The organism is Flavobacterium sp. (assembly GCF_031411595.1).
Classification (GTDB): Bacteria; Bacteroidota; Bacteroidia; order Flavobacteriales; family Flavobacteriaceae; genus Flavobacterium.
Genome location: NZ_JANOBI010000021.1, coordinates 211,301 through 233,770 on the forward strand (window position 1 = coordinate 211,301; position 22,470 = coordinate 233,770).

Annotated in this window: 12 protein-coding genes; 3 read left to right on the forward strand and 9 right to left on the reverse strand. The window is 39.5% G+C overall.

What is annotated here, in order from left to right:
* Positions 1 to 8: 8 nt before the first annotated feature.
* The 9 genes from RMO03_RS04315 to RMO03_RS04355 all read right to left on the reverse strand — a co-directional run bounded on the left by RMO03_RS04315 (position 9) and on the right by RMO03_RS04355 (position 16,709).
* Positions 9 to 956, reverse strand: a complete 948-nt coding sequence (locus RMO03_RS04315) for a type IX secretion system membrane protein PorP/SprF (RefSeq protein WP_309640860.1) — start codon at positions 954 to 956, stop codon at positions 9 to 11.
* Between the two features lie 10 nt (positions 957 to 966).
* Complete coding sequence (locus RMO03_RS04320) at positions 967 to 8,112, reverse strand: gliding motility-associated C-terminal domain-containing protein (RefSeq protein WP_309640861.1); 7,146 nt, start codon at positions 8,110 to 8,112, stop codon at positions 967 to 969.
* Between the two features lie 441 nt (positions 8,113 to 8,553).
* Positions 8,554 to 8,979, reverse strand: a complete 426-nt coding sequence (locus RMO03_RS04325) for a hypothetical protein (RefSeq protein ID WP_309640862.1) — start codon at positions 8,977 to 8,979, stop codon at positions 8,554 to 8,556.
* Positions 8,980 to 8,989: 10 nt separating this feature from the next.
* A complete protein-coding gene (locus RMO03_RS04330; RefSeq protein ID WP_309640863.1) occupies positions 8,990 to 9,934 on the reverse strand; it encodes a nitronate monooxygenase in 945 nt (314 codons plus the stop codon).
* The gene (locus RMO03_RS04335) at positions 9,934 to 11,550 is read right to left on the reverse strand and encodes a S8 family serine peptidase (RefSeq protein ID WP_309640864.1); all 1,617 of its coding nucleotides are present in this window, start codon (positions 11,548 to 11,550) and stop codon (positions 9,934 to 9,936) included. Before RMO03_RS04335 ends, RMO03_RS04330 begins: the two co-directional genes overlap by 1 nt.
* Positions 11,551 to 11,575: 25 nt before the next feature.
* Positions 11,576 to 12,763, reverse strand: a complete 1,188-nt coding sequence (mnmA, locus tag RMO03_RS04340) for a tRNA 2-thiouridine(34) synthase MnmA (RefSeq protein ID WP_309640865.1) — start codon at positions 12,761 to 12,763, stop codon at positions 11,576 to 11,578.
* 87 nt (positions 12,764 to 12,850) lie between these two features.
* Positions 12,851 to 13,591, reverse strand: a complete 741-nt coding sequence (locus RMO03_RS04345) for a hypothetical protein (protein WP_309640866.1) — start codon at positions 13,589 to 13,591, stop codon at positions 12,851 to 12,853.
* 119 nt (positions 13,592 to 13,710) lie between these two features.
* Positions 13,711 to 14,616: a patatin-like phospholipase family protein gene (locus tag RMO03_RS04350; RefSeq protein ID WP_309640867.1), complete on the reverse strand. Its 906-nt coding sequence runs from the start codon at positions 14,614 to 14,616 to the stop codon at positions 13,711 to 13,713.
* Positions 14,617 to 14,621: 5 nt separating this feature from the next.
* Positions 14,622 to 16,709, reverse strand: coding sequence for a M1 family metallopeptidase (locus RMO03_RS04355; RefSeq protein WP_309640868.1), 2,088 nt, complete (start codon positions 16,707 to 16,709; stop codon positions 14,622 to 14,624).
* Between the two features lie 147 nt (positions 16,710 to 16,856).
* Between RMO03_RS04355 and recG the strand changes: the two genes are divergently transcribed.
* The 3 genes from recG to RMO03_RS04370 form a co-directional block, all read left to right on the forward strand.
* Entirely contained in the window at positions 16,857 to 18,959 is a 2,103-nt protein-coding gene (gene recG / locus RMO03_RS04360) for an ATP-dependent DNA helicase RecG (RefSeq protein WP_309640869.1), read from the forward strand.
* 106 nt (positions 18,960 to 19,065) lie between these two features.
* Positions 19,066 to 20,124: an efflux RND transporter periplasmic adaptor subunit gene (locus RMO03_RS04365; protein WP_309640870.1), complete on the forward strand. Its 1,059-nt coding sequence runs from the start codon at positions 19,066 to 19,068 to the stop codon at positions 20,122 to 20,124.
* Positions 20,125 to 20,172: 48 nt separating this feature from the next.
* A partial coding sequence (locus tag RMO03_RS04370; RefSeq protein ID WP_309640871.1) for an efflux RND transporter permease subunit occupies positions 20,173 to 22,470 on the forward strand: 2,298 nt, incomplete at its 3' end.

Below are 22,470 nucleotides of genomic sequence, written 5' to 3' on the forward strand. Positions count from 1 at the left end.
TTTCCGTTTTAGAAGAACCTTGGTGATTTTTCGTAGCCTTTTGCTGAAAGATTCGATGTATCTAAATCAAACAATAAAAATATTTCGTGTGATCCTGAATTGAATTTACCCAAATTAGAAAGCGTATAATCGTAGGAATAGCCGATGCGTAAATTGGGTGTAATAGAAAATGCTACTAACCCACTCACAGCATCTTGAACGCGATAACCAGCACCCAATTCGAATTGATTATCGAATAGGAAATTCGCGGTCAAATCCATTGATAATGGCGCACCCGAAACTGCTTTGGCCATGAAAGCCGGTTTGAATTTGATGCTGGAACTTAAATCGAAAACATAACCACCCGTAAAGAAATAATGAATTTCTTCAACACCTGTAGTTTTGAGACCATTCTTAGTTTCTAGGTGTTTTGTGGTCAGCAAATTCGGAGCAGAAAGTCCTAAATAATAATGATCGCTGAAGTAAAAAGCACCGGCACCAACATTCGGAAATGTTTTATTGACGTTGTCTGCAAAAGCATCATCGGGCGTGGCATCGGTATATTGAAATCCACCAAAATCCGCATCAAAAAGGGTTACTCCTGCTTTAAGTCCAAATGATAATTTATTGGTTGGAGAAACCGGAATCACGTAAGCGGCATCGGCATAAATATTATTTTCATGAACGACATCACCAATAACATCACTAACGACAGACAACCCCAATTCGATTCTTTTAGCAATTGGAGAATGCACGAATACTGTAGCGGTTTTTGGCGCCCCTACTACTCCAACCCATTGTGTTCTGTATAAACCACCCGCATTGATGACGCCTTCGTTGTCGGTAGCATAGCCCGGATTGATGATACTCATGTTATACATATAATGTGTAAACTGAGGATCTTGCTGCGCTTTTGCCATAGTAGAAACCAGGAAAATACCGATAAAAACTAAATATGTAAAACTTCTTTTTTTCATCTTATTTCATTTATCTACTTAAATAAAGTCGACCTTGTTTGTCATCCAGAATGCCGTCATTGAATTGCAGGATATAAAAATAAACCCCAACCGGAACTGTTTTATCACCGAATTTGATGCCGCCTTCTGAAGTCGTTCCATCCCAATTTGGTGTGTTGATATCGCCTTTGTATAGAACGTTTCCGTAGCGATTGTATATTTCCAATTTAAATTTAGGATACTTGGTCGCTAAGTTTTTGATTTCAAAACCATCATTAACTGTATCTCCATTGGGTGAAAATCCGTCAGGAATTACAATATCATCACAAGGATCTAAAATAACCAGCACAGGCAAACGTGTTACACTTTCGCAACCAGAAGCGGATTGATAAGCTGCAAAATATGTTGTAGCATCAACTAATAAATCGGTGCTTGCATAAGCAGTTCCACCATTCAATGCATCGTACCAAACTACGGTTTGATTTCCTGTGATATTAGCCGTCAAACTTGCAATTGTTGGATTGGTTGGAGCACAAAATTTATTTCCGTTAGCGGATAATATCGGTGTATCTATTGCGGCTGATACTTCAAAAGTGATTGGATCAATACCAATTGTAGTTGCGTTACAAAGTCCAACAACACTTGTAATTTGTGTGATGGTAACCGTTACTGTTCCAGCGGTATTTAAATCGGTAGCCGGAATGGTAAAATCACCTTCACCATCAACAATAGCCACGACTGCTGTATTGGTAGCAATTGTTGCACCAGATAAAGTATAAGTAATATTATAAGTACCTGTTGGAAACACTCTGATTATTGGACTGGCAATATGCACATCATTTGAAGAATTGATACAGGCTTCATCAGCGGTCAAAATAGCTCCGACGAAGTCTGGTAATGCATAAACATCAAAGCTCGTATTGGCGGTTTCAGTCGTATTATTACACCCACCTGAAAGATTAACAATTGAAGTAATTGTTACCGTATAATTTCCTGAACTGCCTAAGGTAGCGGCTGGAATTATAAATTGACCTACTCCTCCAGCAATAGCAATGACACCTGTAGTCGCAGTATCGGGAGTACCCGATGGAATACTATAAACGAATTGGTAATTTCCATCAGACAATCCTGTAGCTCCGGTTATAAGTACCGTTGCGTCTTCTCCGAAACATTGATCGGCAATAGTTAAATTAGTACTGTCAAGATCAGAAGTTGGACGTATGATAAAATCGGCACTTACGTTTGGATTGATTGGAACCGTACATGATGTCGTGGCATTGGTAATATTCAAAAAGGTAATTCTTGTCGTTCCAATATTTGGAATATCATTCGCATTAATCGTAAGAATACCTGTACCACCAGCAATCGTTACCGGCGCATTTTGATTGGTTAATATGTTACTGATAGATAAGTCGTAATTTAGAACATACGCACCATCAACCATACTATTAAAAGTAACGGTCACATTATCGCCTTTACAATTTGGTGAAGACACCGTAATATTGGCAGCATCTAAAGTCGGATTGGTAAGAATTGTAAATTGAACCGTGATATCATCACTACCACAAGTATTGGTTATCGTGTAGGTATAAGAATAAATTGCTGGTGCTAAAGTCGAAACATCAACGGTATTGCTTACCGTTTGATTGGCGCTGTCTGTCCAGATTCCTCCAGTTTGTGCTCCGATTAATATCGAATTTAAATCGAAGGTTCCTTGAGAATTACACACATCAGGAATTCCAGTAGACCCACCGGCATTCGGAATTGGATTCACCGTAACGCTAACAATAGCGGAATCATTATCACAAGGGTCGTTACCGCTCAAGGTGTAAGTGTAATCGCCTGGAGCATCAACAGCCGGATCGAAAAACCCTGTCCCACTGGCTAATGGTGGAGACCAAGTTCCGCCTGATTGTGGTGTTCCATTTAAACTTGAAAACAAATTCTGCCCTGGATCAGTAATACAAAAAGTGATGTCACCATCAGATCCTGCTTCTGGTCCAAGAATAACATTCACCGTAAGATCTGCTGAATCCGGTGTACAAAATGGATTTCCAACGGTGTAAGTATACACTCCGGCCGTATCAACAGCTGGGTTGAAAAAATTGGTTCCACTGGCTAATGCCGGTGTCCAAGTTCCGCCTAATTGCGGTGCTCCTCCGAGTCTGGTAATTAAATCAACCGGATCTGAATTCGAACATATATCAGTGCTTGCAGAATCACCAGCATCAGGCAGAGGATTCACAATAACTGTTATCGTTGCAGTATCGTTATCACAAGGTTGATTACCGCTTAAGGTATAAACGTAATCACCAGCAACATCAACAGCAGGATTAAATAAATCTGTGCCACTAGCCAATGCAGGCAACCAAGTTCCTCCAGCTTCAGCTAAAGGTCCTAGTAATGGAAATAAATTGATTTGTGCACTATTCAAACACAAAGTTGTACTTGCAGAAGCACCTGCATTGGGTCCAACAGTAATGCTTACCGTTACTGTTGCAGTATCACTTGCACAAACGGCAATACCGCCAACGGTATAAGTATAAACTCCGGCCAAATCAACAGCAGGATTGAAGAAATTCGTACCACTTGCCAATGCAGGTGACCAAGTTCCTCCAGCTTGAGGTGTTCCTCCTAAATAACTCGTTAAATCTACAGGATCAACATTAGAACATAATTGAGCGATGCCATCCGTTCCTGCATTTGGAGCTGTAACAATTGTCACAACTACTAATGAAGTATCATTAACACATGGAGGCGTTCCGGCAACGGTGTATATATAATTTCCGGCAGGATCTACAGCTGGATTAAAGAAATTCGTTCCACTGGCTAATGCTGGTGACCAAGTTCCACCGGATTGTGCAGAACCACCTAATAATAAAAATAAATTTTGTAGTCCATCGTTACTACACACCGTAAGGTTGGCATTACTACCAGCCACCGGAGGTTGTGTAACGGTCATGGTTGTTGAACCTGTTATGGTTTGTGTACAACTTGGCGGATTGATTAAAGTAACACTAACCAAATCGAAAGTCGAAGTAATACTCAATGCAATATTTAAAGTAGCCATTCCTGATGCTCCAATAGTAATTGTTGCGGGAGTTCCACTATTAATAGTATAAATCACGGATGAATTTGGTGTTCCTGTAAAAAGTATCGCCGCTGATGATCCAGAACATACTGTTCCGCTAGATGAAACTGTAGCCGTTGGTAACGGGTTTATGGTTACAGTTCCCGAAGCGCTTGCACTAGGACAATTGGTGATTAAATTGGTAATGATGACAGAATAAGTTCCTCCAACTGTGGTATTGAATGTAGCTACATTCCCCGGTGGAGTCGCTCCTGTTGGAACCGTCCATGTGTATGAATAATCTGCTGCAATTCCTGTTCCCGGTGTTGCTGTTATTGTTGCATTGACACCTGAACATACAGATTGACTATTAACCGTTACTGTTGGTAATGGATTTACCGTTACAGTTCCCGATGCACTATCGCTAACACAAGTTGTAGTGATGTTGGTAATGATGACACTGTAAGTTCCTGCAATTAAGGTAGTAAATGTAGACACATTTCCAGGTGGAGTTGCTCCTACAGGAACCGTCCAATTGTATGAATAATCTGCTACAGTTCCTGTTCCCGGAGTTGCAGTCACAGTAGCATTCACGCCGGCACAAACTGATGAGCTGTTTACTGTTACTGTTGGTAATGGACTTGTAGACACCGCTCCCGATGCACTTAAGCTTACACAAGTTGTAGTCAAATCTGTTACAATAACACTATAAACTCCTACAATTGATGTTGTAAATGTAGCCACATTTCCCGGGTCTGTTGCTCCTGTTGGCACTGTCCATACATAAGAATAAGTTCCTGCAGGCGATGGTGTTGCCGTTACCGTAGCATCAACTCCCGGGCATATTGATGGACTATTCACTGTTACCGTTGGCAATGGATTGATAGTCACTGTTCCTGCACTGGCACTGACACAAGTGGTCGTTAAATCAGTCAATATTACACTATACGTTCCGGCAATTGTTGTAGAAAATGTATCTACATTACCCGGATCGGTTGCTCCGACTGGCACAGTCCAAGTGTAAGAATACGTTCCCGCCGCTCCTGGCGTTGCCGTTATGGTGGCGGTAACACCTGCACAGATCGAAGTACTATTCACAGTAACCGTCGGCAATGGATTGACCGTCACAGTTCCTGATGCGCTTAGGCTTGCACAAGTTGTTGTTGTATCAGTTATAATAACACTATAAGTTCCGGCGATTAATGTCGTAAATGTTGGTACATTCCCAGGTGGTGTTGCTCCTGCGGGAACTGTCCATGCATAAGAATATGTTCCAGCTGGTAATGGTGTTGCGGTAACCGTTGCACTATCTCCCGCACAAACTGTGGAGCTATTCACAGTAACCGTTGGCAATGGATTTACAGTAACTGTTCCTGATGCGCTTAAGCTAACACAAGTCGTAGTTAAATTGGTTACAATCACACTATAAGTTCCAGCTACCGAAGTACTGAATGTTGCTACATTTCCTGGCGGAGTTGCTCCTGAAGGAACTGTCCATGCATAAGAATAACTTCCTGCCGGTAATGGTGTTGCGGTAACTGTAGCATTTAATCCCGCACATATCGAAGGACTATTCACTGTAACCGTTGGTAATGGATTTACAGTAACCGTTCCTGATCCACTTGGGCTAGGACAGTTGGTCGTTGTATTAGTAATGATGACACTATAAGTCCCTGCCACTAATGTATTGAATGTAGCCACATCGCCTGGTGGTGTTGCACCTACAGGAACTGTCCATGCATAAGAATAAGTTCCTGCAGGTAGTGGTGTAGCAGTAACTGTAGCGCTAACTCCTGGACATACCGACGGACTATTCACAGTTACTGTAGGTAATGGATTGATCGTAACCGTTCCTGATGCGCTTGCACTTGGGCAATTGGTAGTGGTATTGGTAATAATTACACTATAGGTTCCGGCAACTGTGGTATTGAATGTAGCCACATTTCCCGGTGGTGTTGCTCCAGTAGGAACTGTCCATACATAGGAATAAGTTCCCGTCGGCAATGGTGTTGCAGTAACCGTTGCGCTAGTTCCAGCACAAACTGATGGGCTATTCACGGTTACAGTCGGCAATGGATTTATTGTTACCGTTCCTGATGCGCTTGCACTAACACAAGTCGTGGTCGTATTGGTTACAATCACACTGTAAGTTCCAGCAACAGTCGTATTAAATGTAGCAACATTTCCAGGTGGAGTTGCTCCTGTAGGAACTGTCCAAGCATAAGAATAAGTTCCTGCCGGTGCAGGTGTTGCCGTTACTGTTGCGCTAAGTCCGGCACAAACCGATGGACTGTTGACAGTTACAGTTGGCAATGGACTAATAGTAACCGTTCCCGATGCGCTTAAACTAATACAATTAGTAACCGTATTGGTGATAATTACACTATAGGTTCCAGCAATTAAAGTAGGGAATGAAGCAACATTTCCCGGCGGTGTTGCTCCAACCGGAACTGTCCACGCATAAGAATAAGTTCCTGCTGTTCCTGGTGTAGCTGTAATTGTCGCGCTAACTCCCGGGCAAACCGTCGCGCTATTCACAGTTACTGTCGGCAAAGGATTTACAGTGACTGTACCCGAAGCACTTAAACTATTACAATTGGTAACTGTATTTCTTATAATAACACTATAAGTTCCTGCTACCGAAGTAGGAAACGAAGCAACATTTCCAGGCGGTGTTGCCCCTGTAGGAACCGTCCATGTGTATACATAATTCCCTACTACACCAGGTGTTGCTGTTACTGTAGCAATACCTCCGACACATATCGACGAACTATTTACCGTTACTGTCGGCAATGGATTGACATTAATCGTTACTGACGTTCCTGCTCCGGACAAAAGTTTACTACAACTTGGTGGACCTTGAGTTGCAACACTTACTAAATTAAAAGTGGTTGCCGTTGTATAGGTATTAACAATCGAAGCCGTTCCTGCATTATTCAATAAAATCTGTAAATTTCCTCCACCTATATTATAGGTAACAGTAGCATTTGGCGTTCCTGTAAAATTAACCGTAGTACTTGAACCCGAACAAATAGTAGTTGAAGTCGCGCTAATCGTAGCATCGGGTAATGGCAAGACATTTATGGTTACAGTCGAAGAAGCTGCCGAACAAACAGAAGCTGTGACATTATAAGTAAAAACATATGGACTTCCGGCTACTGTCAATGTAGAAACATCAACCGTTCCTAAATTACCATTACTGGTTGGCAATGGACCTGTCCATGTACCCGAATTATCTGGAGTTCCTCCCAATTCATCAAACAAATTGAAAGGGGCTGTCGTAGGAATATCAGAAATACAAATACTTCTGCTACCATTACTTCCCGGATCATTTGGATCTTGAAATATTACAGAAACATCCAACCTTGTGTTACTTTCACAAAAGTCATCTGTCGAAGCTGCATAATAGGTTTGCCCTTCAATTAAAGGGGTTGAAAGCGGAATTTCAACTCCAGAAGTAGAACTTAAATACCAAACAACATTGGTTCCGTTAACTACAAAATCAGCCACTGTTGGCGGCGGTGTCGAACATACCAATTGAACATTATCACCAGTTGGCGGCGGCAAAATCCTAACCGCAACAAAAACTCTTTGTCTTGAAGTTTCGCAACCCGTATTTGGATTAATTTGACTGGCGTAATAAAAAGTATTATTAATCAAAGAAGTTGAAGGTGTCAATGCCGTACCTCCAGAGGGAGCCAAATACCATTGAATCATATTTCCGGTAGCTTGCAAATCCGATACTGTTGATTCTTCACAAAAACCTTGTTGTTGCGCCACAACCGTAGGTTTTGTATAGATAGTCACCAGAACCGATTGACGCACACAAGTACCAGTATTGTCATCCGCAAAATAATCGTCCCCATTATTCAAAGAAATCGAAGTCGACAATGGCACTCCTCCAGTTGCATTAGCATACCATTTAATTCCACCTCCATTGTCTGTCGCAGCTAAGTTTGCAATAGTAGGAGCCTCTGTATCACAAAACGATTGATTGGGATTCGTAACCGTTGGACATTGACCAAAGGAATTTACAACAAACCCAAAACAAGCTAACAACAAATAGAGATACAGTATTTTTTTTCTACCAAGAGTATTAATTCTCATAAGCATAACAAATTGACCAATTAAGAAATTTACAGCACCGAATAATAGGCTTTTATAATAAAAATCTAATGTTTTTAAAGAATCCAAACACCCCTAAAATACAGTGTGTTTAGATTAAAAACTTTAGTCCAGATTACAGATACTATATTACTCCATTTAATCTTTTCAATTTTTAAGAAATGTTAATGTTATGAACAAAATCATTAACAATCTGTTGATAAAAAACAATGCGAGATTTTATTTTCAAATTATTGATTTTCAATAAACTAAATTTAAAAATAAAAAAAAGAAAAAAAAAAAAGGCGTTTTAGGAAGGTAAAATTAAAGTTTTCAACAGCAAGATTTTAACAAAAAAAACGTGCAAAACACTATGGTTTTGTATAAAAAACAGCATGAAAAGGTATGCAGTATTTTTAAATATAAAGCGATTGAAAGTAGTTATTATCTTTCGTTTTTCTCCATATAATTTACAATGTTATACATCACAATAAAGTCTTTTTGATTGATGTAAAGTTGTTTTCGATTGCCTTGTTTTTTTCGAGTAATAATCGAAATCGTAAAAGGTACACCATCATCGTCTTTGCAAGTAAATGGATAGATTAAATCGGTGTCGTTTTCTTCTTTGTCTTCGTAATTCAGAATATCATACAGCTGAATTTCTTGAGAATAAACAACAATTCGATTTTTATTGGTATCTAAAGCAATAACAATTGAAGTCTCTTTCAAATCAGACCATTTCCCCCACTCGCCTTTAGCATTTTTTTCCATGACACTAAAACCGGTGGTTAGGAACTTATAGGATTGCGCATTCGATTGCAGTACAAAAAAAGCGATGAAACAAAAACTGTAGATATATTTCAACTTCATTATATTCTATTTAAAAATTATGCTGCGCTAAAGCAGATTTTACTTGATGGTATTCCGTGATAATCTCGGCAACAATTTGTGCTACTGGTTTGATGTCGTCAATCAATCCTGCTATTTGTCCGATTTCCAATTCACCTTCAACCAAATCACCTTCAAACATACCACGTTTGGCTCTGGCCCTACCCAACAATCTTTTCAAATCTTCAGGTTGTGGGCAATGTGCGTACAATTCTTGAATGTCATTATAAAATTTATTTTTTATCAATCGAACGGGTGCCAATTCTTTCAAAGTCAATTGCGTATCACCTTCTTGCACTTTAACAATTGTTTTTTTGAAATCATCATGTGATGAAGATTCAACAGACGCTGCAAAACGACTACCCATTTGAACACCATCAGCACCTAAAACCATCGCGGCCAGCATGCCTTTTCCAGTAGCGATTCCACCAGCAGCAATTAATGGTATGGTGATATTTCTTTTGACCATTGGAATCAACGTAAAGGTCGTAGTTTCTTCTCTACCATTGTGCCCGCCTGCTTCAAAACCTTCTGCAACGATTGCATCAACACCGGCTTCTTGCGCTTTTAATGCAAACTTGGAGCTGCTCACCACATGCACCACCGTGATGCCTTTTTCTTTCAAAAAAGCCGTATATGTTTTTGGATTTCCGGCAGAAGTAAAAACAATCTTCACGCCTTCTTCGATAATAATATTGATGATTTCTTCGATATTCGGATACAACATCGGCACATTCACACCGAAAGGTTTGTCTGTAGCTTTTTTACATTTTTGAATGTGTTCGCGCAATACTTCGGGATACATCGAACCGGCACCAATCAAACCCAATCCACCAGCATTACTTACTGCACTGGCTAATTTGTAACCGCTGTTCCAAATCATACCGCCTTGAATTATTGGGTATTGAATATTGAAAAGGTTTGTGATCTTATTCATTATTGCTTCGAAATTTTTCCGGATTGCGAATAAGTTTTGGTTTGAATGGTATACAAATACATCCCCGAATTGATTTCATTCAAATTAAATGTCGCATTCTGATTCGACACGTTTTGTTTCAAAACCAATTGCCCTAAAGTATTGTATATGCTGACATCAGCGCTATCAAATCCGCTTGGAAAGGAAATGGTGATATTGTCATTTGCCGGATTCGGGAAAATTAAAAATTTGCTTTCAGCTTGACTAATTGTAGTCAACAAAGCATGATTCAAAGCCAAATTGAAATCCGGAATACCATACCCTAATTCGTTATTTGGTGTCGTAAACAAACTTGATGATTCCTTTATTAATTGCACAATTTCCTCATTGGTTTTATTCGGTAACGCTTGCCACAAACAAGCTACCATTCCTGCGATAATGGGCCCGGAGAAAGATGTGCCGCTTGCAGTTGATATATCCCCATTCGGAGTCGACAATACAGATTGCTGCCCTTGCGCCGCGACATCGGGTTTTACTCTTCCGTCAAATGATGGGCCTTGTGAACTGAAGGTCGCGTAATTTCCGGCAGCAGTTACAGCACCAATAGACAAAGCATGCACAGCATCAGCCGGAGCTGAGATATAATGCCAGGCGTCATTGCCCGAATTTCCGGCAGAATTCACAGAAATCATACCCCTACTAAAAGCCATATCGACACCTTTCGAAATGAACGCTGTGTGACCATTCATATCTTCATAAGTAAAATTATAATTCGGATTATCGAACTCGGTATAACCTAATGAAGTCGTGAGAATATCAACACCCAAACGGTCTGCTTCTTCTGCAGCTTCCACCCAAAGTGACAATTCTAAAGGCCATTCGTTATTGCCATCTTCGGTGATGAATAAATAGTAAGAAGCATCGGGAGCCGTACCCACCAATTCACCATCTTTATAGCCACCCATTGTAGAAAGCACCATAGTTCCGTGTGATATTCCAGTGTAGAAATCGGCATTTCTATTGACATAATCATAACCTCCTAAAATGTGATTGGCATCTCTTAATCTTGAAAATGGTGAAGCGGTATCGACACCCGGAAAACCACCATCCATAACGGCAATAATTTTACCCGAACCCGTATAATCTTGTTGGTGTAAAAGATGTCCGTTGAGCATTTCTATTTGATTCGCAGAACCTCCATAATTGAAATTCGCTAAAGTTCTAAAAGCTTTTTTTATTTTTTTATGGGTTTTACTGATGCTTGGTTTACCCGCAGCATTCAAAGCTCTGTTGGCAAAATCCAAATGATCTACGAAAGACAAAGCGCTCAAAGCATTAATGTCTTCAACTGTTCCTTGTATGTGTAACGCATTGAACCATTTCGATTTGGCCATAACAGCAATACCAGTTGCCGCTGTAATTTGATCGATATACGGTTGATACATCGGTGCATCATTAATATCCAATGCAATGTTTTGCGCTGTTCTTCTGTCTAATGACCGTTGCGACAATTCCGATAATGGATTGTTGAAAAAGTCTTGCGCGTTAGGTTTTGCATTAAAATACACCCACGCGTCTTCTTGAGAAAAAGCATGAAGTGAAATTAAAAAAACAATGAGTAAAAGATATTTTTTCATAGCATATTCATTTTAAATGGTAAACTTACGAAATTACTCCAGAACCAACTAATTCATCATCGAGATACCAAGCCACAAATTGACCTTCTGTAATGGCGGATTGCGGCTCCTCAAAAGCGACATATAAACCCGACTCAAATTGATGTAAAGTCGCTTCTTGTAAGGCTTGGCGGTAACGAATTCGCGCCATGACTTGCATCGATTCTCCATTCCTTAAAGCCAAATCTTCGCGAACCCAATGCACTTCAGACGCCTCAACAAACAACGCTTTTTTGAAAAGCCCCGGATGTTGACTGCCTTGTCCCGTGTAAATTGTATTGGTTTCAACATCGGTTGCAATCACAAATAAAGCTTCCGGTGTTCCGCCAACATTCAACCCTTTTCGTTGGCCTGTTGTGAAATAATGTGCGCCTTGATGTTTGCCAACCACTTTTCCCATAGCCGGTTTATAATCGATTGCGGCAGCTTCTAGCGCAAGTTGTTGTTCTAAAGAATCCGTAATGGGTTTTGGTGTATGATAGACGGTTTCACCAGCTTCTACTTCGAAAATCAATCCCGCTTTGGGTTGCAATTTTTGTTGTAGAAATTCCGGCAAACGCACTTTTCCGATGAAACACAATCCTTGCGAATCTTTCTTTTCGGCTGTGACCAATTCCATTTCAGTAGCAATCGCTCGAACTTCGGGCTTAGTCAATTCTCCAATTGGAAACAAGGATTTCGATAATTGTTCTTGTGACAATTGACAAAGAAAATACGATTGGTCTTTATTACCATCAACACCAGCCAATAATTGATAAACAGGTTTTCCATCAACATCAATTTCGCCTTTGCGGCAGTAATGACCTGTGGCTACGAAATCGGCTCCCAAGTCCAAAGCGATTTTCATAAAAACATCAAACTTGATTTCACGATTGCACAAAACATCTGGATTGGGCGTGCGACCTTTTTCGTATTCGTTAAACATATAGTCAACGATTTTCTCTTTGTATTGCTCGCTTAAATCGACTGTTTGAAATGGAATACCGAGTTTTTGCGCGACTAAAAGCGCGTCGTTGCTATCTTCTAACCACGGACATTCATTAGAAATCGTCACGGAATCGTCGTGCCAATTTTTCATGAAAAGTCCAATCACTTCATAGCCTTGTTGCTGTAACAAATAAGCAGCAACACTCGAATCAACTCCACCGGAAAGTCCAACCACAACACGTTTCATTTCGCAAAAATTTAAGTTGCAAAACTACGATAAAATTTTATTTGGATTTAGGTTTTAGAAGTTTCTTAACCTTTGACAATTTAGGAACTAATTCTCAATCGGATTCTCTTTTGGGCGCGCCGGTTTTTTGCGCTTGATTTTGTCCATGTTGTCTTTCTTAACGAGTTTTCCATCTTTATAAAACTCCCAAGTTCCGGATTTTTTTCCGTTTTTGAAATTGCCTTTCGACACAAGATTTCCAAGCGGATCGTTGTAAATTGCCGGCCCATCGAGTTCTCCTTTTTTGTAATTGGAATTCTCGAGCACAGTGCCTTTCATCGTGTATTTTTTATAACTCCCGTTTTTTAAACCGTTGGTGTAATTGGCTTCTTCAGCAACATTTTCCTCGCCTTTAATTCCGGAACCTTTATAAAAAACCGTTCGCTTTCCTTCTAATTTTCCGACTTTATAATTTTCGATGGTCATGATGTCGGGGGAACTTTCGTGATAGTATTTCCATTCGCCTTCGTTGAGCCTGTTGACTTGCTTGCCTTCACTGACTTTGTTTTTGCTTTGATCGTAGAAAATGGTATAAACTGCATTGTCTTTTGGATTGAATTCACGTGTGGCAATGACCGTTGCGGTTTTGGTGTCGTCATAAAATTTAAAAACACCCACTTCTTTTCCGTGGTTGAAAGTGCCTTCATAGCGCAATCGTTTCGATTCGGGATAATAGCCTTTCCACGAGCCGTCTTTCTTGCCTTTAGTGTCTAATTTGTTGATGTCGGTTTGCGCAAAAATGGTAGCGCTTAACATCAAACTTAAAAAAAACAACGCTTTGATTTTCATTATCAATTAATTTGTGAATTCTTTTCAAACTCTATTTTGAACTTTATATTTTAAACAAAAATACATTTTAAAAATTTCCATTGTGATTTGATGTATTTAATTAAGATAAGATTATCAGTTTAATCTGCTTTATTATCACTCATCAATTCGCTTTTGTTCTTCGCATATTCATACCCTTGAAGCCACCAATCTTTCATTTTATCTTTATTGAAAACCAACGCATTATTGGTGAGTTGAATCGGTGTATAATATAAATTGAGTTTCACATCTTTGTTGTTCGCCGCCAATTTCCCAATCGTAATATCATGCTTTTCAACTTGATCTAAAAGCGTTTGAAACAAATCGACCATCAATGAAAATGGGTTTCTGCCGATGCGTCTTGGTGCGGTTTGCACTTCGGTTTCTAAAATGATTACATCGATTTCAGTTGCACCACGATTGATGGCTTCGCGAATGGGAACCAAACTCGAAAACCCGCCATCGCCATAATCAGAACCGTCTTTTGAAGCCAAAGTCATGAAGGGAATGTAGTTGCAAGAAATCCAAATCCAATCGCAGAATTCATCATAATCGAAATCGCGAATGCACTTATACTCGACTTCATTTTTAGAAAGATTCGTCACCGTAACCACGATATTCGTCTGCGACATTTTGAGCTGATTGAATTCCGATAAAGTAAAATTCGATTTGATGTAATGTCGCAATTCTTGGCTTTCACCAAAGGTTCGTCTTCCGCGCAGAAACTGCATTAACACATTAAAATGGTTAATTCCAACCGTATCGATTCCGTTCTTATGTTTGACTACGAAAGGGTTTACATCAAAAATATGATGCATCGCCACTTCGGTATAAACATTACGGATTTTTTCGACATTGCCCAATGCCAAATGTGGAATCAACAAACTTCCCGTTGATGTTCCGAGTAGTAAATCATACTCGCATCGTTTTTCTTGAAGTAGATATTGTGCAACACCGCCACCAAACGCGCCTTTGCTTCCACCGCCTGATATTACTAATGCTTTCATTTTATTTATTTTTCGTCTAACAAACGTTGCAAATGCGTTTTCTCGCGAATGGGCAATTGCGCTCGAATGGTAGCAAAAATATTGCGATACTTTTGTTCTTTCATCAATTGTCGGATGTTGTCTTTGCAAAACTTCACAAATTGCCAACGATGATGGGCCGTACCATAAGCCAAACTTCGCAAAACATCTTCGGTATAGATGTTTAAATTCAATAGTTTTTGTAAAGCCTGTTGCTGTATGTTCGAATCATAATTGGTGCCTGTAAACGCCAGCAATTGAAGATAGATCTTGAGCTTTTCCTTTTGATCTTTTGTCGTTAAATAAGCCAAATACAAATACATAATCTTTAAGTTTTTATCCTGAAAACCTACCCAGTTTTTTGAGATTTCTATATACCTTTTTTGATGTTCCGGAAACTGTTTCCACAAATTGAACAATGCAGTTTCTTGCGTTTCGTACGAAGCATCTTTAAGCAAGGTTTCATAAGGCAATCGAAACGATTCGGGTATGTTGGTGAGTGTATTGGCAACGGCTTGTCGAACTGGTAATTCGTTGGTTTGCAAAGCGGCATTCAGAAGATATTCCTTTTCTTCAAAAGAACTTGAAACCGATTGATAAATCAGTAATTCTTTAATCGGATAATAGGCATCACTTTTCATAATTTGCAATATAGCTTCATGATCTTTTAACAATGACAAAGGCTCATTAACCCGCTGAACATACTGATTAATAAAATCATTCTTGAGCAAGAAGACCATATCTCCTTTAGGAAATACAGCGCTTTCGAGCCATTTTTCTCGAAATGCAGCAGTGTCGAAATCAGAAACCAAATGCACTTCATTCAAAAAATCATCCGTCGTGACATTCTGAAAAGCGTATTTATTTAAGTAATTCTTGATTGCCATGTCAAATTTTTCATCACCCAAAGCTTCGTGCAAAACATGCAATGCCATGGCGCCTTTTTGATAGAAAGACAAAGAACTCGCCTTTTCATTCAACATCGGAATCGTATCGGTTTTAGAAGCTTCCACCAATTGCTTCGAAATAGTGTATAATTTGTTGTAAAAATAATCATCGCCAAAAACAGCTTTCTCGGCCAACAACGCATAATAAGTAGCAAAACCTTCTTGCAACCAATGGTCTTTTCCAGATTTCGCCGTCACCATATCGCCAAACCATTGATGTGCCAATTCATGTGCATTGACATTGAGGTAATTTCGATCGTTATACGCAATGCTATCAACAACAAAATCTCTTGAAAATACCGTTGAAGATGTGTTTTCCATGCCGGCATACAAAAAATCATGCACCGGAGTTTGACGGTATATTTTCCAAGGATAAGGCACACCGATTTTGTTTTCGAGGAAATCAAAAACTTTTCTGCTGTTGCGATACGTAGGTTCGACTTTGTTGCTATCTTCTTTTTCGTAATAAAAAACCAATGGGGTTTGAGAATTGGTAACAGTTTCTTGCTTTTCAAAATGACCAATGGCAATCATGACCAAATAGCTGCTCATCGGATGATTCATACGATAATGCCACACCATATCGTCGCCTTGGATTTCTTTATTGATTAAATCGCCGTTGGAAATCACTTCAAAACTTTTGTGGAATTTGATGTCCAAACTGAATTCAACTTTCTCATTCACATCATCAAAACTCGGCAACCAATGGCTCGTGTATTTGCCTTGACCTTGCGTCCAGATTTGACCTTGCACTTCTTCAGGTGTATCGATTTTTTTAGAGAAATCCCAATTGACAAAATACATCGTTTGGGTTGGAAAAGCTTCGTAGGAAAATGTCAAAATATTGCTACCTATCTTAAAGCCTTCAAACAACAACAATTGTTTTTTATTTTCTTTGAATTTAATCGGTTGATTGTTGATTTTAACATCAGTGAAAGTCATTTTCTGAGCATCAATTCGAATGGTGTCAATCATAGTTTTGACCTCAAAATTATAAGTAACCGTTCCAACAACATTGCGTTTAATCGGATTGATTTCTAGCGCAGCTTGCAGGGTTTTAAAATCAACCGACTGAGTTTGCTGAGCAAAAATAAAACAAGTAAATAAGAGAAAAAAACAATAACGCATGGTTTTGGTTTAAGGCATTGTGGCATACAAATATACATAGACTTCATTCAATTCTGACATTTTCAAACTTCCAGATTTTAAAATTAAAGCCTATCTTCGCTATTGTTATTTGAAACCATACAGCAATCTAAAATCTAATCTTCCAAAATGTCGAATCTTCTTCAAACTCCAATCGAATACCTCAAAGGCGTAGGCCCGAATCGCGGTGGTTTGCTTCGAAAAGAATTGGGCATTCACACGTATGAAGATTTCATTCAATGTTACCCGAATCGTTACATCGATAGAACGCGTTATTATAAGATTAATGAACTGCGGAATCAACCGGCTGAAGTGCAATTGATTGGCAAAATTATTTCTCTTAAAATGGTTGAACAAAAACGCGGTAAAAGACTGGTGTCTAGTTTTGTAGATGACACTGGTCAGATGGAATTAATTTGGTTTCAAGGCCACAAATGGATTAAGGAAAATTTGCCTTTGAATGTACCTGTAGTCATCTTTGGAAAGTGTACTTTATTCAACAATGTCTACTCGATATCGCATCCCGAAATTGAACTTTTAAAAGAACACGAACAGAACTTACGATCGGCTATGCAACCCGTTTATCCATCAACGGAAACACTTACCAATCGAGGATTAACAAGCCGCGTTTTTTCAAAACTAATGCAGCAATTATTCCTCGAAACGCATAGTTTATTTGCGGAAACTTTGCCCAATTATTTGATTGATGAATTAAAATTGATGTCGAAAAAAGACGCTTTATTCAACATCCATTTCCCTAAAAGTACCGACGCTTTAGCCAAAGCTCAGTTTCGTTTGAAGTTCGAAGAATTGTTCTTCATTCAATTGCAATTGATTACCAAAAACCTCATTCGAAAACACAAAATCAAAGGGCATGCATTTACGCAAGTTGGCGACTATTTCAATACTTTTTTTCAAAACCATTTGCCATTCGATTTGACCAATGCGCAGAAACGGGTGCTTAAAGAAATCAGGAATGACATGGGCAATCCGGCTCAAATGAACCGATTATTGCAAGGCGATGTTGGTTCAGGAAAAACCATCGTTGCTTTTATGAGCATGCTATTGGCATTGGATAATGGCTTTCAATCGTGTTTGATGGCACCAACAGAAATTCTGGCCAATCAACATTTTGTTGGCTTGAATGAATTGGCTAAATCCCTAAATATCAATATTAAAATCCTAACGGGTTCAACGAAAACTTCCGAAAGAAAAATCATTCATGAAGCATTGGAAGATGGTAGTTTGCACATCATCATCGGAACCCACGCGCTGTTGGAAGACAAAGTAAAATTCAAAAATTTAGGATTGGCTATTATTGACGAACAGCATCGTTTTGGCGTAGAACAACGCTCGAAATTGTGGCAGAAAAACGAGATTCCACCGCATGTTTTGGTGATGACCGCGACGCCTATTCCGAGAACTTTAGCGATGAGTTTGTATGGCGATTTGGATATTTCCGTGATTGATGAATTGCCGCCTGGAAGAAAACCCATTCAAACCGTACATCGATTTGACTCAAACCGTTTGAAAGTATGGAAATTTATCCGGGATGAAATCGCCAAAGGCCGCCAGATTTACATCGTGTATCCATTAATTCAGGAATCCGAAAAAATGGATTTTAAAGATTTGATGGATGGTTATGAAAGTATTTCACGTGATTTTCCGTTGCCATTTTATTCGATTTCAATCGTGCATGGCAAAATGAAACCTGCTGATAAAGATGCTGAAATGAAACGCTTTTCCGAAGGTAAAACCAACATTATGGTCGCTACAACAGTGATTGAAGTTGGCGTCAATATTCCGAATGCGAGTGTTATGATTATTGAAAGTGCGGAACGTTTTGGGTTGTCGCAACTGCATCAATTGCGTGGTCGTGTGGGGCGTGGCGCCGAACAGAGTTATTGCATTTTGATGACTTCGCATAAATTATCGAGCGACAGCAAAACCCGAATGGAAACCATGTGCCGTACCAACGACGGTTTTGAAATTGCCGAAGTTGATTTGAAACTTCGCGGCCCAGGCGACTTGATGGGCAAACAACAAAGCGGTGTTTTAAACCTTCAGATTGCCGATATTGTTCGCGACAAAGACATTTTACTCATTGCGCGGCATGAAGCCATAAAACTTTTGAAAGATGATGCGCCTATGGAAAAACCTGAGCATGCCAATTTACGTGGCGTTTTCATCGCATTATCAAAGAAAAAAAACATCTGGAATTACATCAGTTAGCATTATTTTACAAATTTGTAGGTACAACTGTTAAATAATATTTAACGCTCCGAATTTTCCAATTTGTAAAACCTAAATTTGTTTGCTACTCTTTATTCTGCGCACTATGAAAGTAAAACACCTCGCCTATATTCTAATAATTCTTGGCTTTGGCGCCTTCATCACTTATCGCATTATTGAAAATAAAAACAAAGAAGACAACGGCAAAGACAAAGGCGGAAAAAACAAAGTAATGAAAGTCAGTGGTGTCGTAGTCAAACTTCAAACATTCGACAACAATCTTTCGCTTTCCGGCGCCATCGAAGCCAACGAGCAAGTTGAAATCCGCAGTGAAGTTTCGGGTATTGTAGAAAGCATCAACTTTCAAGAAGGCAGCAACGTCAGTAAAGGGCAATTGTTGTTTAAAGTCAATGATGTAGAGCTTAGAGCACAACTCGGCCAAGCGAAAACCAAAGAAGGATTGGCTTCCGAAAACGAACGCCGTGCGAAATTGCTACTTCAAAAAGAAGCCATCAGCCAAGAAGAATATGATATTGCTAGAGCGGATTTAAAATCGGCCCAAGCCCAAAGTCAATTGATTGGTGCGCAAATTGGAAAAGCTTCCGTTAGAGCACCATTTTCGGGAAAGATCGGATTGCGTTCAATATCACCCGGAACCTACATTACACCAACGGTATTAGTGGCTAATTTGGTCAATAGCGGTAAATTAAAAATCACCTTTTCGATTCCTGAAAAGTACGCAACGCAAATCAAAGTCAACTCGAATTTAAACTTTACAGTAGCCAATTCTCCTAAAAATTACAGCGCAAAAATCTACGCGATTGAACCCGGAATTGAAGCCACAACCAGAACACTTCAAGTCAGAGCCATTGCGGAGAACAGCGACGGAAAATTATTTCCGGGCACTTTCGCCAACGTCGAATTGCCTTTAGACATCATCAAAGACGCTATTGTCGTTCCAACGGAAGCCATTGTACCGGTTCAAAACGGCAAGAAAGTTTTCATATCCGACCAAGGGAAAGCCAAAGAAATTATGGTAGAAACCGCTACAAGAACCGACGCTTCCATTTTGGTACTTTCGGGTTTAAAAGCCGGTGATACATTGATTACTTCAGGTGTGATGGCCTTAAAAGCAGATGCCGCAGTAAAAGTAAAAATCAAATAATTTTAAGGTTTCAAATCTAAAATCTGAAATCTAAAATCTGAAATCTAAATGAGTTTATCCACGATCAGTATCAAACGCCCTGTACTCACGATAGTACTGAACCTGACCATCATTTTGTTCGGAATTATCGGCTATACTTTTTTGGGTGTTCGCGAGTTTCCATCGATAGATCCAGCGCAAATCTCGATTCGAACTGATTATGCAGGCGCGAATTCTGACATCATCGAGTCGCAGATTACAGAGCCTATTGAAAAAGCAATCAATTCGATTGACGGCATCAAAAACATCACTTCCTCAAGCGTTCAGGGTACGAGCAATATTACGGTCGAATTCAATTTAAATAAAGATTTAGAAACCGCCGCCAATGATGTGCGCGACAAAGTAGCCATTGCTGCGAAAGGCTTACCCAAAGATATCGATGCGCCACCGGTAGTCTCGAAAGCTGACGCCAATGCCGATGCGATTATTTCAATGACGATTCAAAGCGATACCCGAAGTGCTTTAGAGCTCAGCGATTATGCAGAAAATGTGATTGGCCCTAGATTGGAAACGATTCCCGGCGTCAGCGGTATTCAAATTTGGGGACAAAAAAAATACGCGATGCGACTGTGGATTGACCCGATTAAACTAGCCTCTTATGGTTGCACGGTTTCGGATGTCAAAGATGCCTTAAACCAACAAAACGTCGAATTACCTTCTGGAAAACTCACCGGAAAAAACACGGAACTTACCGTAAAAACTGTCGGGAATATAGATAAACCGGAACAATTCAACAACATCATCATCAAAACTGATGGCGAAAAAACAGTGCATTTCAGCGATATTGGTGCGGCGGCTTTAGGGCCCGAAAACATAGAAACCCAAATGTCGCAATCGGGTTTGCCGCTAGTTGGTGTAGCGATTGTACCACTTCCTGGAGCCAATTACCTTGATATTTCGAAAGAGTTTTACAAAAAATTTGAAGCACTTCAGAAAGATTTACCTAAAGATGTCAATCTCAACATCGCTATAGACAACACCACTTTCGTTAAAAAATCGGTACTCGAAGTAGCGGAAACTTTAGGCATTTCGCTATTGCTTGTGATTTTAATTATCTATTTATTCTTTAGAGATTGGGCGATTGCATTCCGACCATTGATTGATATTCCAGTTTCACTGATTGCAACATTCTTTATCATGTGGCTGTTTGGTTTTTCAATTAATGTATTGACGCTACTGGCGATTGTACTCGCAACAGGTTTGGTCGTAGATGATGGTATTGTAGTGACTGAAAACATCTTCAAAAAAGTCGAAGAAGGCATGTCGCCAATAGAAGCTGCAATAAAAGGTTCGAACGAAATCTTCTTTGCCGTGATTTCCATTTCCATCACCTTGGCAGCTGTGTTTTTACCAATTATCTTTTTAGAAGGTTTTGTCGGAAGATTGTTTAGGGAATTTGGCGTCGTCATTGGTGCGGCTGTTTTGATATCGGCATTTGTTTCCTTAACCCTTACACCGATGTTGAATGCCTATTTAATGAAAGGCGGTGAACAGAAAAAAACAAAATTTTACACTTTTACCGAACCTTATTTTGTGAACTTAAACAAAGGTTATGCAAGTTCTTTGGAAAGTTTTATGAAAAAGAAATGGATTAGTTTTCCCATCGTGATTGTATGTATTGGATTGATAGTGTTGTTTTTCAAAATCATTCCGAAAGAAACTGCTCCTTATGATGATAGAAGCCTTGTGATTGTTGGGGTCACAACTCCTGAAGGAGCGACTTATGATTACACTGACAGATTCATGCAGGATTTAACAAAACTAATCAATGATTCAATTCCTGAAAAGAAAATCGCTTTAGTCATCACTGCACCTGGCTTTGCTTCTTCTTCAGTAAACACCGGAAGAATTCGTTTAGCGCTAAAAGATCCTGAAGATAGAAATCGTTCGCAAAAAGATGTTGCTGATGCTTTTACCAAATGGACGAAAAAATACTCACAAGCCAAAGTCAATGTTTCCGAACAGCCTACGATTGCTGTTAATAAACGTGGCGGACTTCCGATTCAATATATTATTCAGGCGCCTAATTTTGAAAAACTACGTGAAAAAATTCCACAATTCATGGATTTGGCGAATCAAAATGAAACTTTTTCGAATGATGATGTAACTCTGAAATTCAACAAACCTGAAATCACGGTTACGATGGAGAGGGAAAAAGCAGAAAGCCGCGGTATTTCTGTTCTTGATGTTGCGCAGACGTTACAATTGTCATTAAGTGGACAACGCTTTGGTTATTTCATTCGCAACGGAAAACCATATCAGGTTATCGGGCAATTTGATAAAAAAGACCGTGACGAACCATTGGAT

Coding starts and splice junctions, on each gene's coding strand:
- RMO03_RS04315 (WP_309640860.1), bottom strand. CDS start 956: ATGAAAAAAAGAAGTTTTACATATTTAGTTTTTATCGGTATTTTCCTG.
- RMO03_RS04320 (WP_309640861.1), bottom strand. CDS start 8,112: ATGAGAATTAATACTCTTGGTAGAAAAAAAATACTGTATCTCTATTTG.
- RMO03_RS04325 (WP_309640862.1), bottom strand. CDS start 8,979: ATGAAGTTGAAATATATCTACAGTTTTTGTTTCATCGCTTTTTTTGTA.
- RMO03_RS04330 (WP_309640863.1), bottom strand. CDS start 9,934: ATGAATAAGATCACAAACCTTTTCAATATTCAATACCCAATAATTCAA.
- RMO03_RS04335 (WP_309640864.1), bottom strand. CDS start 11,550: ATGAAAAAATATCTTTTACTCATTGTTTTTTTAATTTCACTTCATGCT.
- mnmA (WP_309640865.1), bottom strand. CDS start 12,763: ATGAAACGTGTTGTGGTTGGACTTTCCGGTGGAGTTGATTCGAGTGTT.
- RMO03_RS04345 (WP_309640866.1), bottom strand. CDS start 13,591: ATGAAAATCAAAGCGTTGTTTTTTTTAAGTTTGATGTTAAGCGCTACC.
- RMO03_RS04350 (WP_309640867.1), bottom strand. CDS start 14,616: ATGAAAGCATTAGTAATATCAGGCGGTGGAAGCAAAGGCGCGTTTGGT.
- RMO03_RS04355 (WP_309640868.1), bottom strand. CDS start 16,709: ATGCGTTATTGTTTTTTTCTCTTATTTACTTGTTTTATTTTTGCTCAG.
- recG (WP_309640869.1), top strand. CDS start 16,857: ATGTCGAATCTTCTTCAAACTCCAATCGAATACCTCAAAGGCGTAGGC.
- RMO03_RS04365 (WP_309640870.1), top strand. CDS start 19,066: ATGAAAGTAAAACACCTCGCCTATATTCTAATAATTCTTGGCTTTGGC.